This is a genomic window from Kribbella sp. VKM Ac-2566 (assembly GCF_004366005.1).
GTDB lineage: Bacteria > Actinomycetota > Actinomycetes > Propionibacteriales > Kribbellaceae > Kribbella > Kribbella pratensis.
In genome coordinates, this window is the sequence record NZ_SODT01000011.1 from 122,582 (window position 1) to 137,629 (window position 15,048).

At 68.5% G+C, this 15,048-nt stretch carries 18 protein-coding genes and 1 tRNA gene; 13 read left to right on the top strand and 6 right to left on the bottom strand.

What is annotated here, in order from left to right:
* Positions 1–171 precede the first annotated feature (171 nt).
* Both EV647_RS42135 and EV647_RS23280 read left to right on the top strand, forming a co-directional pair.
* Positions 172–312, top strand: coding sequence for a hypothetical protein (locus tag EV647_RS42135; protein ID WP_166658505.1), 141 nt, complete (start codon positions 172–174; stop codon positions 310–312).
* On the top strand, positions 309–959 hold the full coding sequence (locus EV647_RS23280) for an alpha/beta hydrolase (protein WP_134006298.1): 651 nt from the start codon (positions 309–311) through the stop codon (positions 957–959). The genes EV647_RS42135 and EV647_RS23280 overlap by 4 nt, the downstream gene beginning before the upstream one ends.
* A gap of 115 nt (positions 960–1,074) precedes the next feature.
* On the opposite strand, the gene mscL is transcribed toward EV647_RS23280, so the two are convergent.
* The 3 genes from mscL to EV647_RS23295 form a co-directional block, all read right to left on the bottom strand.
* A complete protein-coding gene (gene mscL, locus EV647_RS23285) occupies positions 1,075–1,464 on the bottom strand; it encodes a large conductance mechanosensitive channel protein MscL (RefSeq protein WP_134006300.1) in 390 nt (129 codons plus the stop codon).
* A gap of 117 nt (positions 1,465–1,581) precedes the next feature.
* Positions 1,582–2,199, bottom strand: coding sequence for an SAF domain-containing protein (locus tag EV647_RS23290; RefSeq protein ID WP_238177352.1), 618 nt, complete (start codon positions 2,197–2,199; stop codon positions 1,582–1,584).
* Positions 2,200–2,258: 59 nt separating this feature from the next.
* Positions 2,259–2,612 carry an FmdB family zinc ribbon protein gene (locus EV647_RS23295; RefSeq protein ID WP_134006302.1) on the bottom strand — a complete coding sequence of 118 codons (354 nt, stop codon included), beginning with the start codon at positions 2,610–2,612 and terminating at the stop codon, positions 2,259–2,261.
* Positions 2,613–2,799: 187 nt separating this feature from the next.
* Here EV647_RS23295 and EV647_RS23300 point away from each other — a divergent pair, with 187 nt between their 5' ends.
* Positions 2,800–5,340 carry a penicillin acylase family protein gene (locus EV647_RS23300; RefSeq protein WP_134006304.1) on the top strand — a complete coding sequence of 847 codons (2,541 nt, stop codon included), beginning with the start codon at positions 2,800–2,802 and terminating at the stop codon, positions 5,338–5,340.
* On the opposite strand, the gene EV647_RS23305 is transcribed toward EV647_RS23300, so the two are convergent.
* Positions 5,337–6,242 carry a phosphotransferase gene (locus tag EV647_RS23305; RefSeq protein ID WP_134006306.1) on the bottom strand — a complete coding sequence of 302 codons (906 nt, stop codon included), beginning with the start codon at positions 6,240–6,242 and terminating at the stop codon, positions 5,337–5,339. The two genes, EV647_RS23300 and EV647_RS23305, sit on opposite strands and share 4 nt — an antisense overlap.
* Entirely contained in the window at positions 6,235–6,795 is a 561-nt protein-coding gene (locus tag EV647_RS23310) for a 5-formyltetrahydrofolate cyclo-ligase (RefSeq protein ID WP_134006308.1), read from the bottom strand. Before EV647_RS23310 ends, EV647_RS23305 begins: the two co-directional genes overlap by 8 nt.
* A gap of 65 nt (positions 6,796–6,860) precedes the next feature.
* Here EV647_RS23310 and EV647_RS23315 point away from each other — a divergent pair, with 65 nt between their 5' ends.
* From EV647_RS23315 to EV647_RS23350, 8 genes are all read left to right on the top strand, one after another.
* Positions 6,861–8,246: a UTP--glucose-1-phosphate uridylyltransferase gene (locus EV647_RS23315; protein ID WP_134006310.1), complete on the top strand. Its 1,386-nt coding sequence runs from the start codon at positions 6,861–6,863 to the stop codon at positions 8,244–8,246.
* A gap of 2 nt (positions 8,247–8,248) precedes the next feature.
* Positions 8,249–8,722 (top strand): GNAT family N-acetyltransferase, encoded by a 474-nt coding sequence (locus EV647_RS23320; RefSeq protein ID WP_134007551.1) that lies wholly within the window; start codon positions 8,249–8,251, stop codon positions 8,720–8,722.
* Positions 8,723–8,799: 77 nt separating this feature from the next.
* Positions 8,800–10,026, top strand: a complete 1,227-nt coding sequence (gene glp, locus EV647_RS23325) for a gephyrin-like molybdotransferase Glp (protein ID WP_134006312.1) — start codon at positions 8,800–8,802, stop codon at positions 10,024–10,026.
* Positions 10,023–10,541, top strand: coding sequence for a cyclic pyranopterin monophosphate synthase MoaC (moaC, locus tag EV647_RS23330; protein WP_134006314.1), 519 nt, complete (start codon positions 10,023–10,025; stop codon positions 10,539–10,541). Before glp ends, moaC begins: the two co-directional genes overlap by 4 nt.
* Complete coding sequence (locus EV647_RS23335) at positions 10,538–11,026, top strand: molybdenum cofactor biosynthesis protein B (RefSeq protein WP_134006316.1); 489 nt, start codon at positions 10,538–10,540, stop codon at positions 11,024–11,026. Before moaC ends, EV647_RS23335 begins: the two co-directional genes overlap by 4 nt.
* On the top strand, positions 11,026–11,643 hold the full coding sequence (locus EV647_RS23340; RefSeq protein ID WP_133782722.1) for a GNAT family N-acetyltransferase: 618 nt from the start codon (positions 11,026–11,028) through the stop codon (positions 11,641–11,643). The genes EV647_RS23335 and EV647_RS23340 overlap by 1 nt, the downstream gene beginning before the upstream one ends.
* A 97-nt stretch (positions 11,644–11,740) precedes the next feature.
* Positions 11,741–12,541, top strand: coding sequence for a hypothetical protein (locus EV647_RS23345; RefSeq protein ID WP_134006318.1), 801 nt, complete (start codon positions 11,741–11,743; stop codon positions 12,539–12,541).
* A 73-nt stretch (positions 12,542–12,614) separates the two neighbouring features.
* Positions 12,615–12,687, top strand: a tRNA-Ala gene (locus EV647_RS23350).
* Positions 12,688–12,966: 279 nt separating this feature from the next.
* Here the strand turns inward: EV647_RS23350 and EV647_RS23355 are convergent.
* Complete coding sequence (locus tag EV647_RS23355) at positions 12,967–13,542, bottom strand: TetR/AcrR family transcriptional regulator (RefSeq protein WP_134006320.1); 576 nt, start codon at positions 13,540–13,542, stop codon at positions 12,967–12,969.
* An 85-nt stretch (positions 13,543–13,627) separates the two neighbouring features.
* On the opposite strand from EV647_RS23355, the gene EV647_RS23360 reads away from it, so the two are divergent.
* Together EV647_RS23360 and EV647_RS23365 are read left to right on the top strand one after the other, a co-directional pair.
* Positions 13,628–14,509 carry an SDR family oxidoreductase gene (locus tag EV647_RS23360; RefSeq protein WP_134006322.1) on the top strand — a complete coding sequence of 294 codons (882 nt, stop codon included), beginning with the start codon at positions 13,628–13,630 and terminating at the stop codon, positions 14,507–14,509.
* 91 nt (positions 14,510–14,600) lie between these two features.
* Complete coding sequence (locus EV647_RS23365; RefSeq protein WP_238177353.1) at positions 14,601–15,026, top strand: Fur family transcriptional regulator; 426 nt, start codon at positions 14,601–14,603, stop codon at positions 15,024–15,026.
* Positions 15,027–15,048: the final 22 nt, after the last annotated feature.

The window sequence follows — 15,048 nt, forward strand, 5'->3', positions numbered from 1 at the left end:
AACGGGGTCACACCGCGCGTGCCGCAACATCACGGCGGCGCGTCTTTCCGGTCACGCCGCGGGATCGAGCCCCAACCGTGGCGCAGCTGTAACGTGCACGCGCTGGTCACCTACCTCCGGGTCACCGCGCAGCATTCCCGGAGGGCCCCGGTGACTCGGTAGCCTGGAGGCATGACGAGCCCGTACGAAGACGACGAGCCGCTGCTGCCGGAGCAGACGCGGGACGACGACCCGCGGACCTGGGGTGACAACGACTTCAGCAGCGACGACGACGAGCGCATCCTGAACGAGGTCCCCCCGCACCACGGATGACCGCGTCGGTTTTCCTCGTCCACGGCGGTCTCTGGGAAGCCATGGACGCCGAAGCGTTCTGGGGTACGACGGGAATCACCGACGGCCTGTCCGCGGCACTCGTGCCGGAGGGCATGGCAGTACTGGCGCCCGACCGGCTGCAGCGAGCCAGTGCGTGGGACGTCGAGGTCGCCGCGCTGGGTGAACAGCTGGCGAAGCGTTCCTGGCCGGTAAGAATCGTTGGAGCCTCCAATGGATGTACGGTTGCGGTGCTGCTGGCGTTGAGGTTTCCGGAGCTGGTTGATCGCCTCCTCCTGGCGTGGCCCGCGACCGGCGACGACGCCGCGGCGAACGAGCGCGCTCACGCCGGGATGGTGAATCGCGGGTGCCCGCCGGAGGTCGCGGACGAACTGCTCGCGGGCGGCATCCTGCGCGGTGTGACGGATGAACAGGTGGCCTCGCTGGCGCGAATTCGGGTGGGGGTCCTGCCGTCGGTACCGGAGAACGCTTCGCATCAGCGGAAGACGGTTGACGCCTTGCTGCGGTCGATCCGGGGGAGTCGTGAGCTGGTCGGGTGTCCCGAACCGCCGACACCCGCCTTTCGGATGAGCAACGACCCGCCGTACCTGGATCAGCTGCTGCGAACGATCGTGGAGTTCGTCAACTGAGGGGATGGGCGGGAGCTTCTGGCGCCCGGTCCCACACTGCTGGATGCGTTGTGCCGGTGAGCAGGCGGGCGTTGGCGAGCTCAGGGGCTGAGGTTGTACGCCCACCTGCTGAGGCTCACGACTGGCGGCTGCGCAGCAGGTCGCGGATCTCGGTCAGCAATTCCTGTTCGGTGGTCAGCGGGTCCGGCTCCGGCTCCTGCCCGCGCTTGCGGCGCTCGGCCAGCTTGTTCAGCGGCAGCACGATGAAGAAGTAGACGGCCGCGGCGACGAACAGGAAGCTCAACGCCGCGTCCAGGATCAGGCCGATCGAGAACTGAGCGCCGTTGATCTTGAAGTTCCCGACACCGGTGAGGTCCGCCTTGCCGAAGATCGCCGCGATCAGCGGGTTGATCAGCCCGTCGACGAGCGCGCTGACGATCTTGGTGAACGCGGCGCCGATGACGACGGCGACCGCGAGGTCGACGACGTTGCCGCGCATCACGAATTCCTTGAAGCCCTTGAGCATGTGGTGCCCTCCACGAAGCGGGTGGTTGTACCCGGACAACGTAGGGCTGCACCCCCGTCAGGGCGAGGGAGCGCGCCGGAACACGACACATCGTGCCGGCACAATCTCGAAGAGTGATCAGCTCGTGTCCGGCGTCAGTGCCACGGTGATCCGTGAGTTCGAACTGGCCTGAGCCAGTCGGGTGGCGACTTCCGGTGTGGTCGCCACCACGATCAACGCGCCCGACGTGGCCGATCGCGGCGTCGGCAACGCGACGACGGGCACGGCGCGGGCGAGCTGGCTCGCGGCGCCGGCGGTCGTGCTGTCGGCGGCGTACAGGTTGATGCGGTCGCCGACTCGGAGGAGCGCGGTGATGTCCGCGTCGTCGACGCGGAACGGATAGGCGAGTGAGCCGGGCGGCACGGCGGGTGGTGCCAGGAATCTGGCGTCGGTGAGCGGTTCGCCGGCTCTGACCGGTCCGCTGAGCACGCGGGTCGTCAGTTCGCTGCCGGGTCCGAGAGCACCGGCGGGCACGGAGCCGGGCGGCAGGTCGACGGTCCGCAGGTCGTCGCGCGCCGGGACGACGCCGCCGGTGAGGTCGCGCGCGGCGGCCAGCACCGCGACCGTCGGTGGGGGCGCGGGGGAGAGGGCCAGAAGTCCGAAGTACACGGCGGCCGCGGCGGCGACGCCGGCGAGGAGCCGACGGTGCCACCGGGCGGCACGCAGCAGGTCACGAAGCAGAGAAGGGATTTTCATGCCGGAGAAGATACGAGTTTCGCCGGCAGCCGCCCTTCAGTTATCCACAGGGTGCGCGGTCAGGCCGCGCTGGTGCCCGAGGACGAGCTGCTCGAGCCCGAAGAGGAACTCGAGGACGAGGAACCCGAGGACGACGACCCGGAGGAACCGTTCGACGACGACCCCGAGGACGCGGACCCCGACGAGGACGATCCGGACGACGCGTCGGCCTTCGCCGGCACCGTGCTCTTGCCGGACGACCGGCTGTCGGTCCGGTAGAAGCCGGAACCCTTGAACACGACGCCCACGGCGTTGAAGACCTTGCGCAGGCTGCCCTGGCAGTTCGGGCACACGGTCAAAGCATCGTCCGTGAAGCTCTGGCGCACCTCGAGCGCTTCACCACAGTCGGTGCACTGGTACTGGTACGTCGGCACTGTCGGTTCCCTTCAAGCCGCTGGCACTCCTACTACCCGACTGCTAATAATGCGCCAGCGGACCGAAGTATTCCAAACCCGGTCTCACGTACCTCAACTCTGGGTCCCTGTCCAGCCGACGCAGAGCAACGCAAAGTTGTGAGGGACCCCATTTGGGGTGGGCGGGGGGATTCTCTACGGTTGGTCCGTGCCACGCCTGCTTCGAGTCGTCGTCATCAGCGGAATCGCCCTCGCCACGGTCCTCCTGGTGATCGCCGGTACCGTCGTCTTCGTCGTCCGCCACTCGTTCCCGACGTACGACGGAACCATCGAGCTGGACGGCCTGGACGCCGAGGTCAGCGTGGTCCGGGACACCAACGGAATCCCGCAGATCTACGCCGACACCCCGGCCGATCTGTTCGCGGCGCAGGGGTACGTGCACGCGCAGGACCGGTTCTTCGAGATGGACTTCCGCCGGCACGTCACGTCCGGCCGGTTGAGCGAGCTGTTCGGCAAGACAGCGCTCGAGACCGACAAGTTCGTCCGGACGCTCGGCTGGCGGCGGGTGGCGGAGAAGGAGTTGCCGCTGCTCAGCCCGACCACCCGGCAGTACCTCGACGACTACGCCCGCGGCGTCAACGCGTATCTGACCAAGCACAGCGGCTCCGCCCTCAGCCTTGAGTACGCCGTCCTGTCCCTCCAGCCCGGCGGGCCCAAGAACTACACGCCGGAGCCGTGGACCGCGGCCGACTCGTTGTCCTGGCTGAAGGCGATGGCGTGGGACCTGGGCGGCAACCTGGACGAGGAGGTCACCCGGACGAAGCTGCTGGCCGCGATGTCGGCGCGCAACGTCGAGAGCCTCTACCCGCAATACCCGTACGACCGGAACCAACCGATCCTCTCCGCCGGCTCGGTCGGCAGGGACGGCAAGTTCACCACCTCTCCGGTCAGCACCGAGGTCCGGCGGAGCATGCTCACCCAGGACCTGCTCAAGTCGCTGGACTCGGTGCAGAAGGTCGCCAAGGGACTGCCTGAGCTGCTCGGCCAGGGCGACGGCGTCGGGTCGAACTCCTGGGTGGTCTCCGGTGACCACACGACCACCGGCAAGCCGCTGCTGGCCAACGACCCGCACCTCGGCGCTACCATGCCGGGGATCTGGACGCAGGTCGGCCTGCACTGCAACAACGTCGGCAAGACATGCCCGTTCGACGTCTCCGGCTTCAGCTTCTCCGGTCTGCCCGGTGTGGTGATCGGCCACAACAACGCGATCTCCTGGGGCTTCACCAACCTCGACCCGGACGTCCAGGACCTGTACCTGGAGCGGATCGAGGGAAACAACGTCCTCTACAACAACAAGTGGCGAGCCATGGCCACCCGCGAGGAGACGTTCAAGGTGGCCGGCCAGGACGAGCCGGTGAAGATCACCGTCCGCGAGACCCGGCACGGTCCGCTCATCTCGGACGTCGACGAGGACGAACGCAAGGTGGGTGAGTCGGCTGCGGCGCAGGCGAAGTACCCGACGGCGTACGGCGTCGCGCTGCAGTGGACCGCGCTGAACCCGGGCCGGACCGCGGACGCGCTGTTCGCGATCAACACCGCGCAGAACTGGACCCAGTTCCGGGCCGCCGCGCAGCAGTTCCAGGTGCCTTCACAGAACCTCGTGTACGCCGACACCGACGGCCACATCGGCTACCAGGCGCCCGGACTGATCCCGATCCGCACCACCGGCCGCGGCGACTGGCCGGTCCCGGGCTGGGATCCGAAGTACGCCTGGAAGGGGTACGTGCCCTTCGACGCGTTGCCGAGCGAGTTCGACCCGGCCGACGGCATCATCGTCACCGCGAACCAGGCGGTCGTGCCGAACACGTACACGTACTACCTGACCAACTCCTGGGACTACGGCTACCGCTCGCAGCAGATCCTCGACCGGATCAAGGCGGCCGGGAAGCTGGACGCGAACGCGATGGCGTCGATCCAGCTGGACACCAAGAGCAAGGCCGCCGAGATGCTGGTCCCGTACCTGCTCCGGATCAGCATCGACGACGCGTTCGACAAGCAGGGTCAGGACGTCCTGCGGAACTGGGACTTCACCCAGCCGCCGGACTCCGCGGCCGCGGCGTACTTCAACGTGGTCTGGCGCAACCTGCTCGCGCTGACCTTCCACGACCAGCTCCCCGAAGACACCTGGCCGGACGGCGGCTCGCGCTGGTTCGAGGTGATCCACACGCTGATCGGGCAGCAGAACAGCGGCTGGTGGGACAACATCGGGACGCCGCAGCGGGAGAGCCGCGACGACATCCTCCGCGAGGCCCTGATCAACGCCCGGACCGAGATCACCCAGAAGATGGCGCGGGAGCCGGCCAACTGGCAGTGGGGCCGGCTGCACAAGCTGACGCTGACCAACCAGACGCTGGGCAAGTCCGGGATCGGAGCGGTCGAGAAGATCTTCAACCGCGGCCCGTACGAGCTGGGCGGCGGTACGTCGATCGTCGACGCCACCGGCTGGGACGCCGCGAAGGGGTACGACGTGACCGCGACTCCGTCGATGCGGATGGTCGTGGACCTGTCGGACTTCGACAAGTCCCGCTGGGTCAACCTGACCGGTGTATCAGGCCATGCTTTCTCGTCGAACTACACCGACCAGACCGACCTGTGGGTCAAGGGCGAAACCCTCCAGTGGGCCTACACCAAGGGCGCCGTGGAGGCGACCCGCAAACACTCCCTGACCTTCACCAAGCCGGACAGCTAAAGGCCACCTGCGAACGGCATGGCTCGCCACTGGGTGGCGAACATGCGGATGCCGTCGGCCAGGGCTGGGAACTGCGGGACCAGGGGAGTGCAGACCAGGACCTGCAGTGCGCGTGCGAGGTCCATCACCTGCTGGACCTGCGGGTCCAGCGTCGGGAAACCGCGGGAGCGTGCTTCCTCGTCGTACGCGTGACACAGGTCGGGGCCGAAGCCTGCGAGGTCCCACTCGAGCGGGCCGATCGTCACGTCCTCGAAGTCGGCCCACAGCGGGCCGTCGACGGTAGTGATCAGGTTCCACGACGGTGCGTCGCCGTGCAGGGGCTGCACGGTCGCGGACGGGAAGACCGCCTCGAACCCGGCCCTGCTGGTCAGGATCGGCTCCAGCACCTTCCACTCGGCTCTTGCCCGGTCCACGTCCTCCTGCTCGAGCAAACCCGGCACTGCCTCGGCCGCTGCCAGGCCCGGGCCGATCAGCCGCAGGGGAGTCATCCAGGGCAGCTCTCCCGGGTACTTCGCGAGCAGGGCATGTAGCTCGGCTACGCGGGCGGTTGCCCCGATGTAGTCCGGTTCAGCTGCCTTGTCCACCTCGACGTACGTCCAGAACGTCATGGACAGTCCGTCCTGCTCCTTCGGCTCCAGTGGTACCAGCGGACTCGGCGGCACCACGGGGAGTCCCTGTTCCGCCAGCCAGGCCACCACGTCCAGCTCGCGCTGCTGGCGTCGTACGGCGGGCTCTGGTTCCTGTAGGCCGGCTGGGGGGTTCATCGGTACCCGTGCGACCACCGGGGACGGCAGCAGGTGCACGACCGTCGAGAACGCCTCGTAGAGGACTGTCGGGTCGGTGACCGTGAGGCCGAGGGTGCGTGCGGCTGTGGCTGCGGCTTGGACCGCGGTCTCAGTCATCCCGTGATCCTCGCAGAGGGATCAAGCGATTTGGCGTCAGTGCTGCGTCCACCGGCTGGTCGTGGGGGTCGTTCGGCAGGGCATCGACGATCTCCGTGTCGTAGACGGCGGCCCAGACCGGCGTATCGGGGCGGACGCGGGCGAGAGCGCGGTCGTACGAGCCGCCGCCGCGGCCGAGGCGCACGCCGTCATGGGTAACCGCTACGGCCGGGCAGATGACCAGATCGGCAGTAGCGATCGCGTCGGAGCCCAGGTCGGTCGGCGGCTCGGACAGACCGAGCCGGCCAGGCACCAGGTCGGCTGCGCCGGGTGCGACACCCCAGCCCAGGTCGTTGTCGGCGTACAGGATCGGCAGGAGCACCTCGCGGTCCGTCGCGAGCAGCCAGTCGATCAGCGCCCCGGTCTGCGGCTCGGGCCCTCTCGACACGTATAGCGCGATCCGGTGCACGTCCGGCAGTACCTGTTGGGCGCTCGCCAGTAGCCCCTCCGCCCGGGACCGCAGCCTCCGAGCGTCGAGGAAGTGCTGCCGCGCCACGGCCTTCGATGGGAACACCTTCTGATCGTAGGAGCGTGACGCGCGCAACACTGGGATTACCTGCCGTCCCCTAGGGTTGGTGCATGGGTGAGGTGGGTCTCAGACAAGCGCAGGAGAAGATGCGCGCCGCCGGTGCTGCCGACGTCGCGATACGCGTCTTCACGCACTACTACCGGCTGCTCGAGTCCGGACAGCAAGGAAAGATCCGCGAGGACGACATCGAGCCGGTGGGCGACCTGCCACACCTGGACCACCTGGACACCGACCCGGACGCGCTCCGCGCCGCTCTGGCCGAGACGGTGGTCATCAAGCTCAACGGCGGCCTCGGTACGTCGATGGGCGTCACCGGCCCGAAGTCCGCGCTGCCGGTCAAGGACGGGCTGAGCTTCCTGGACATCATCGCCCGGCAGATCCTGAGCACCCGGCGCGCGTACGACGTACCGCTGCCGCTGGTGCTGATGAACTCGTTCCGCACCAAGACCGAGTCGCTGCAGATCCTCAGCGAGTACGACGGACTCGCGGTGGACGGCCTGCCGCTGGACTTCCTGCAGAACATGGAGCCGAAGCTGCTCGCCGACGACCTGACGCCGGCCGAGTGGGAGCCGGACCCGGAGCTCGCCTGGTGCCCACCCGGGCACGGCGACCTGTTCACCGCGTTGGTTGCCTCGGGCACCCTCGACGCGCTGCGGGAGCACGGTTTCCGGCACGCGTTCATCTCGAACGCGGACAACCTCGGCGCCACCCCGGACCCGCGGATCGCGGCCTGGATGGCCGAGCACGACGTACCGTTCGGGATGGAGGTCTGCCGGCGGACGCGGTCCGATCGCAAGGGCGGGCACGTCGCGGTGCGGAAGTCCGACGGACGGCTGATCCTGCGGGACAGCGCGCAGGTGGCCGACGAGGACACGCAGTACTTCCAGGACGTCACCCGGCACCGGATGTTCAACACGAACAACCTGTGGATCGACCTGGACCGGCTCGCCGAGCTGATGGACGGGCACGACGGGATCCTCGGGCTGCCGATCCTCGTGAACCGCAAGACCGTCGACCCGGCCGACCCGTCCTCGCCGAAGGTGATCCAGCTGGAGACCGGGATGGGTACCGCGATCGAGACCTTCGACGGGTCGCAGGCGGTGATCGTGGACCGCAGCCGGTTCAAGCCGGTGAAGACGACGAACGACCTGCTGGTGCTGCGCTCGGACGTGTACGACCTCGACGAGACCGGCGATCTGACCACGACCCACGAGGGCGACGAGCCGTACGTCGACCTGGACCCGGAGTACTTCAAGATCCTCGCCGACTTCGACGCGCGGTTCCCGGCCGGGGCTCCGTCCCTGGTCCGGGCCGACCGACTCGCGGTGCGCGGCGATGTTGCCTTCGGCAAGGATGTGGTGGTGGTCGGCGACGTCGAGGTGACCGCGCCGGACGGTGAGCGCCGGGTGATCCCGGACGGGACCGAACTGCGTTGAGTGTGGGCGACCTGCTCGTCCGGCCGCTGGAGCCCTACGACACCGACGAGGCCGCTGCGGTCTGGTGGCGCTCACGGCACACCGAGGACTCCCAGTTGCCGCCGGCGATCCACACCGCGGAGCAGGTCGCCACGTGGTTCGCCGACGTACTGCTCCCGGACGGGCAGACCTGGGTCGCCCTCGACGACGGCCGGATCGTCGCGGTCCTCACCCTCGACGGCGACGACCTCGACCAGCTGTACGTCGCCCCGGAGGCGGCCGGCCAGGGCATCGGCTCCGCCCTCGTCGACCTCGCCAAGGATCTTCGCCCCGGCGGTCTGGCGTTGTGGACGTTCCAGACCAACACCCGCGCGCAGGCCTTCTACCTGCGGCACGACTTCCGCGAGGTACGCCGTACCGACGGCTCGGCGAACGAGGAACACGCCCCGGACGTCCGCATGGTCTGGGGCAACCACCCGGAATCGGACCTCACCTAGAACTCGACCGGACTTCTTCGAGCACCCTTCCGGAACTTGGCGTCGAAACCTCGGACGCGTGGATTAGGGTCGAGCTCGTGAGACGGAGTGTGGATGAGCATCTAGAGGTCGTACTTGGACGGGTGGCGGCCCTGCCGGCGTTCGACCAGCCGTTGATGGACGCGGTCGGGCTGGTGCTCTGCGAGGACATCGTCTCGGGGGTGAGCCTGCCGGGGTTCGACAACTCCGCCATGGACGGGTACGCCGTCCAGGCGGGTGACCTGGCCGGGGCCTCGGACGAGAACCCGATCAGACTGCCGGTGGTCGGGGAGTTCCGGGCCGGCCGCAGCGAGCCGATCGTGGTGACCCCCGGGACCTGTGTGCGGATCATGACCGGTGCGCCGATGCCGCGTGGGGCGGACAGCGTCGTGCCCGTCGAGTGGACCGACGGCGGGACGGTCAACGTGCGGATCACGCAGCAGCCGTCCCTCGGTGCCTCGGTGCGGCGCGCGGGCGAGGACGTGACGGCCGGGGCGCAGGTGCTCGACCGCGACACGGTCCTCGGTCCACGGCAGATCGCCGTACTCGCCGCGGTCGGGCGGGCCCGGGTGAAGGCGCGTCCGCGACCGCGGGTCGTGGTGATCTCGACCGGGGCCGAGCTGCGGGAGCCGGGGAGCCGGCTGGGCGACGGGCAGATCTACGACTCGAACAGCTACACCCTGGCGGCCTGCGCGCGGGACGCCGGGGCGGTGGTGTACCGCGTCGGCATCGTCGACGACGACCCGAAGCGGATCATGGACACGCTGTCCGACCAGTTGGTGCGTGCCGACCTGGTCATCACCACTGGCGGCGTCAGCATGGGCGCGTACGACATCGTGAAGGAGGAGCTCTCCAAACTCGGCACGGTGGACTTCCCGCAGGTGGCGATGCAGCCGGGCAAGCCGCAGGGGTTCGGCGTGATCGGTGAGGACGAGGTGCCGATCTTCACGCTGCCAGGCAACCCGGTCTCGGCGTACATCTCGTTCGAGGTGTTCGTCCGGCCCGCGCTGCGCAAGCTGATGGGGCAGATGCCGTACCGGCGGGCTCTGGTTCCGGGTGTGACGCTGGACGGGTTCAGCTCGCCCGCGGGGAAGCGGCAGTTCGTCCGCGCTGCGGCCACCTCCGGCGACGAGGGCTGGATGGCCAGTACAGTCGGCGGGCACGGCTCGCACCTGCTCGGCGGGTTGAGCCGGGCGAACGCACTGATCGTGGTGCCCGAGGACGTCACCTCGGTCCGCGCCGGCGATCACGTCGAGCTGATGCTGCTGGATAAGGAGACCGGATGACGCAGGACCCGGGCGCGACGACCACCGGCTCCGGTACGCCGGGACCGGGCGGGTTGACGCACGTCGACGAGACCGGGGCCGCGCGGATGGTCGACGTGTCCGCGAAGGACACCACGGTCCGGCGAGCTGTTGCCAGCGGCAAGGTTCTGGTCTCGGCCGAGGTCGTGGTGGCGCTGCGCGGTGACGGCGTACCGAAGGGGGACGCGCTCGGCGTCGCCCGGATCGCCGGGATCATGGGCGCGAAGCGGACGCCGGACCTGGTCCCGCTGTGCCATCCCATCGCGATCACCGGGGCCAAGGTCGACCTGGAGGTCGCGGACGACGCCGTACTGATCCGGGCTCAGGTGAAGACCACCGACCGGACCGGCGTCGAGATGGAGGCGTTGACCGCGGTCGCCGTCGCCGGTCTCGCCGTGATCGACATGGTGAAGGCACTGGATCCGGCTGCGGTGCTGACCGACGTACGGGTGGAGCTGAAAGAAGGCGGTAAGACCGGGCACTGGGAGCGGCCGTGAAGGCTCTCGTCGTCAGCGTCTCCAACCGGGCGGCCGCTGGGGTCTACACGGACACCACAGGTCCGCTGATCGCATCGCGGCTTGCTGAATGGGGCTTTGACGTCTCAGGACCTCAGGTGGTCCCGGACGGTGCACCGGTGGGTGAGGCGCTACGGGCGGCGGTCGAGGCGTCGTACGACGTAGTGCTGACGACAGGTGGTACCGGGATCTCGCCGACTGACGAGACACCCGAGCAGACGGCTGCCGTGCTGTCGAAGGTCGTGCCGGGGATCGCTGAAGCCATCCGGGCGTATGGCGTGGCGAACGGCGTACCGACGGCTGCGCTGTCCCGTGGGCTCGCAGGCGTCGCGGGTACGACGGTCATCGTCAACCTGCCTGGTTCGCGGGGCGGTGTGAAGGATGGTCTCGCCGTACTGGAGCCGCTGCTGCGACATGCGGTCGAGCAAGTGCACGGTGGGGACCACGTGCGGACGGACGTCGACTGATGGCAGTCGTGCAGTGGCCTGTGGAGCTCAAGCACGGGCAGGTCGGGTTGCGGCCACTGCGGGCCGGCGACGGAAGCGAGTGGGCCGCCGCGCGCCAGCGGAACGTCAGTTGGCTGCGGCCCTGGGACGCGACCCAGCCACCCGGTGCGGACGACGGCGCGCGAACGTTCCGCGCGATGGCACGCGACTGGAACCGGCAAGCGCGGTACGGACGGATGCTGCCGTTCGTCATCACGTACGGCGGTGCTGCGGGCGCCGGCGCACGATCGAAATGGCCGCTGGTCGGACAGCTCACCGTGTCCGGAATCACCTACGGTTCAGCGCGTTGGGCGAACCTCGGCTACTGGGTCGACGAGCAGTACGCCGGTCGCGGCATCGTGCCCACCGCCGTCGCGATGGCCGCCGACCACTGCTGGTTCACCCTTGGCCTGCACCGGATCGAAGTGGCCATCCGCCCGGAGAACAAGGCAAGTCTGCGGGTGGTCGAGAAGCTCGGCTTCCGGTTCGAAGGCGAGCGGCCGCGGTTCCTGCACATCGACGGCGACTGGCGCGATCACCGCATCTTCGCGCTCAACGTCGAAGAGGTCGGGCCCGGTCTCGTAGCGCGATTGCCCTGACTACGCTGCGTGCTGTTCACATCAGTCACACGAGTCTTCTTGCGACACACCGTGCCACGTACCCCATCTGGCCCTATCCGCACCTTAGCGTCGTCGCATGGGGACGACAGGGCTGATCTATGTGGCGATCGTCGCCGCGTGGGCCGCCTACCTCGTCCCGATGTGGCTGAAGCGGGGCGAAGAGGCGCGGCGCCGTCCGGTCGTGCCGTCGTCCGACGAGGCGCGCGTGCTGTCCCGCGACCCGTCGCGGACCCGGTACGTCGTACGCCCGGCCGCAACCACCGCCGCCGACGACTCGTCGCCACCGAAGCGGTACGTCCCCAATCGAGCCCGCCGGGTGGCCGCCATGCGCCGTCGGCGGGTGCTGTCGATCCTGACCCTTTCACTGCTGTCCGTCGTGGCGCTCGCCGGTCTCGGGATGCTGCCGTGGTGGACGGTGGCGATCCCGGGCACGCTGATCGCCGGCTTCGTCGTACTCACCCGAGTGCAGCTGCGCCGGCAGGCCCGCGCGCGGATGCAGGCCGCCGCCGAACGTCGTGCCCGCGCGCAAGCTCGCCACGACCGAGGCCCGGCCGGCAAGCCCGCGCCGTCGCCCGACGAGGAGATGACCATCGAGGTCAAGCTCCCCGCCGAGCCCGCCCCGAAGCCTGCCGCGGCTTCGACGAGGGAGGAGAAGCCGGCCGCCGAGGGCCTGTGGGACCCGGTGCCGGTCACGCTTCCGACGTACGTCATGAAGGAAAAAGCGCCCGACCGGACGGTCCGGACCATCTCCCTCACCGACGACGAAGTCTTCTCCAGCGCCCGTACGACGGACCCGTCCGAGAAGCCCGCGCCAGCCGAAGCGCCGGCCCCCCAGCCGGCCGAAGAGGTCGAGGTGAAGCGGGCCGTCGGCGACTGATATCCGGTTTTAGTCTGCGGGCCTCTACGTGTTAGAGTTTCGCGGTCGCCAGGGAAACCAGGCGACCAGCTTTGGGGCTGTGGCGCAGTTGGTAGCGCGCTTCGTTCGCAACGAAGAGGCCAGGGGTTCGAATCCCCTCAGCTCCACGAAGCCGATAGGCGAGGTGTGTCGCGCAGTTCCTGCGCTGACCGCCTCGCCTTCGTCGTGTTGCGCGACTGCGCTCCGCTCGCCGCAAGCGGCGGCTCCGCCACCCGCACCCCCTTGCGCCTTCGCTTAGCTCGGCTCCTAGGTCGGGTTGGGCGGTCAGTTCGGCTGCGGGGTTGGGTTGGACGGTCAGCTCGGCTGCGGGGGGTTGGGTCGTGCGGTTCGCTCGCCAGCTGGGCTGGGTTGGTCGGTTCACTCGCCAGCGTGGGTTGGGTTTGTTGTTAGCTGAGTGCTGTGGTTGCTGCTCGTAGTTCTTCCAGGGCGGCCAACGTGTGAGGGGCTAGGCCAGCTTCGTCTTGTTCTAGGGCTGTCCAGGTGGCGTAGCCCTGTTTGAAGGCTAGGACTCCTAGCTCGGCTGCTAGGTGGGCTATGGGGTCTGAGACGCCTCTTGATTTCAGGGCGTCTGTCATGGCTTTGGCTAGGCCTACCGTTTTCAGGGCGTCGCGTTGTTGGAGCTCTGTGCTGGCGGCTATGGCTGCTTTTAGGCGAGGGGCCAGCTCTCGGTTCATGGGCCCCATCTCGTTCGACGCGCGTTCCAGGCCGCCTGCTACTGCTTCCAGCGGGGTGGCGGAATCGGGAGCCGTGGTGATGCCTTCGACCAGGAGGCGGCAGAGGGTTTCCTGGCCGGCTACCAGGAGTTCTCGCTTGTCGGGGAAGTGGCGGAAGAACGTGCTCTTGGTGACGCCGGCGCGTTCGGCGATCTGGGCGACGGTCGTGGCGTCGTACCCCTGGTCGGCGAACAGGTCGACCGCGGCCAGGACCAACCGATCGCGCGCACCGGGTTGCCATCGAGCCATGACGCCCATTCTAGGTGATGGGACCTTTGTCCCGTCGAGTGCTACGGTGATGAGACAAAGGTCCCATGACATCGAGGAGCGTCTCATGCAGGTCTTCGTCACCGGCGGCACCGGCCTGATCGGTTCGGCCGTCGTCCGCGAGTTGCTCGACAACGGGCACTCCGTGCTTGCGCTCGCCCGTTCCGAATCGTCCGAGGCGGCTCTCCGGGAGGTGGGTGCGGCGACCGTTCGCGGCAGCCTTGCCGACCTGGATGTACTGCGTACCGGTGCGGCCAAGTCCGACGGTGTGATTCACCTTGCCTTCAGCAACGACTTCAGCAGCCCGGAGGCGCTCGCGGCGGGGGTCGCCGAGGAGAGCGCCGCGCTGCAGACCTTGGGGGACGAGCTGGTCGGCAGCGATCGTCCGCTCGTCACGGTGTCGGGTACGCCGTGGGTGCCCGGCAGGCCGTCTACGGAAGCTGACCCGCTGCCCCTCGATGGACCGGTCGGTGGTCGCGGCCGCTCCGTCATGGCGACGCTGGAACTGGCGTCGCGCGGTGTCCGAAGTGCGGCTGTCCGCATGCCGCGCACTGTCCACAATCAGGGCGACGGCGGATTCGCCGGCTTGCTCACGCAGATCGCGCGCCAGAGCGGTGTCTCCGGGTATCCCGGTGACGGTACGCAGCGTTGGCCCGCCGTACACGCGCTTGATGCAGCGGTCCTGTTCCGGCTGGTCCTCGAGAACGCGCCGGCGGGAACCGCCTGGCATGCGGTGGATGACGAGGGTGACGCCGTACGCGACATCGCAACGGTCATCGGCCGGCGCCTCGGTCTGCCGGTCGAGTCTGTCCCCGAGGCGACGTACGGTCCGCTCGGCCCGATCTTCGCAACCGACCAGCCGTCGTCCAGCGCCCACACCCGCCAGACCCTCAACTGGAACCCCCAGCACCCGAGCCTGCTCGAGGACCTGGAGAACCTCCAGCCCTGAACGCCGCTTCGCGCGGGGGATGGGCCGTCCGTCCAAATATGAGACATCAGCTAATCTTGACTCATTCCAGAAAACACGGGAGACTCTGGGCGTGCCGTCGGTTGAGGAGCTTCAGGGGTTGTTGCGTGGGGCTTCGTTGCGGGTGACTCGGCCGCGGCTGGCGGTGCTGGCCGCGGTGTACGGGCATCCGCATGCGGACACCGATTCGATTATCGGTGCCGTGCGCAACGAATTGCCGCAGGCGTCGCACCAGGCGGTGTACGACTCGCTGCACACGTTGACAGCGGCGGGCCTGGTACGGCGGATCCAGCCGCTGGGATCGGTGGCGCGGTACGAATCGCGCGTGGGTGACAACCATCATCACGTTGTCTGCCGGTCGTGCGGCGCCATCGCCGACGTCGACTGTGCGGTCGGGCATGCGCCCTGTCTGACCGCGTCCGACGACCACGGGTTCGTCGTCGACGAGGCCGAGGTCATCTATTGGGGCCGGTGCGCGGACTGCGCACGACGTACCTGACTTCCTTTGAAAACGTCCAGTC

What these genes read in the sequence shown, in the direction of transcription:
- EV647_RS23290 (WP_238177352.1), bottom strand. Translation starts at nt 2,199, where the DNA reads ATGAAAATCCCTTCTCTGCTTCGTGACCTGCTGCGTGCCGCCCGGTGG.
- EV647_RS23360 (WP_134006322.1), top strand. Translation starts at nt 13,628, where the DNA reads ATGCAGGTCTTCGTCACCGGCGGCACCGGCCTGATCGGTTCGGCCGTC.
- EV647_RS23355 (WP_134006320.1), bottom strand. Translation starts at nt 13,542, where the DNA reads ATGGCTCGATGGCAACCCGGTGCGCGCGATCGGTTGGTCCTGGCCGCG.
- EV647_RS23305 (WP_134006306.1), bottom strand. Translation starts at nt 6,242, where the DNA reads ATGACTGAGACCGCGGTCCAAGCCGCAGCCACAGCCGCACGCACCCTC.
- EV647_RS23345 (WP_134006318.1), top strand. Translation starts at nt 11,741, where the DNA reads ATGGGGACGACAGGGCTGATCTATGTGGCGATCGTCGCCGCGTGGGCC.
- EV647_RS23280 (WP_134006298.1), top strand. Translation starts at nt 309, where the DNA reads ATGACCGCGTCGGTTTTCCTCGTCCACGGCGGTCTCTGGGAAGCCATG.
- EV647_RS23340 (WP_133782722.1), top strand. Translation starts at nt 11,026, where the DNA reads ATGGCAGTCGTGCAGTGGCCTGTGGAGCTCAAGCACGGGCAGGTCGGG.
- mscL (WP_134006300.1), bottom strand. Translation starts at nt 1,464, where the DNA reads ATGCTCAAGGGCTTCAAGGAATTCGTGATGCGCGGCAACGTCGTCGAC.
- moaC (WP_134006314.1), top strand. Translation starts at nt 10,023, where the DNA reads ATGACGCAGGACCCGGGCGCGACGACCACCGGCTCCGGTACGCCGGGA.
- EV647_RS42135 (WP_166658505.1), top strand. Translation starts at nt 172, where the DNA reads ATGACGAGCCCGTACGAAGACGACGAGCCGCTGCTGCCGGAGCAGACG.
- EV647_RS23315 (WP_134006310.1), top strand. Translation starts at nt 6,861, where the DNA reads ATGGGTGAGGTGGGTCTCAGACAAGCGCAGGAGAAGATGCGCGCCGCC.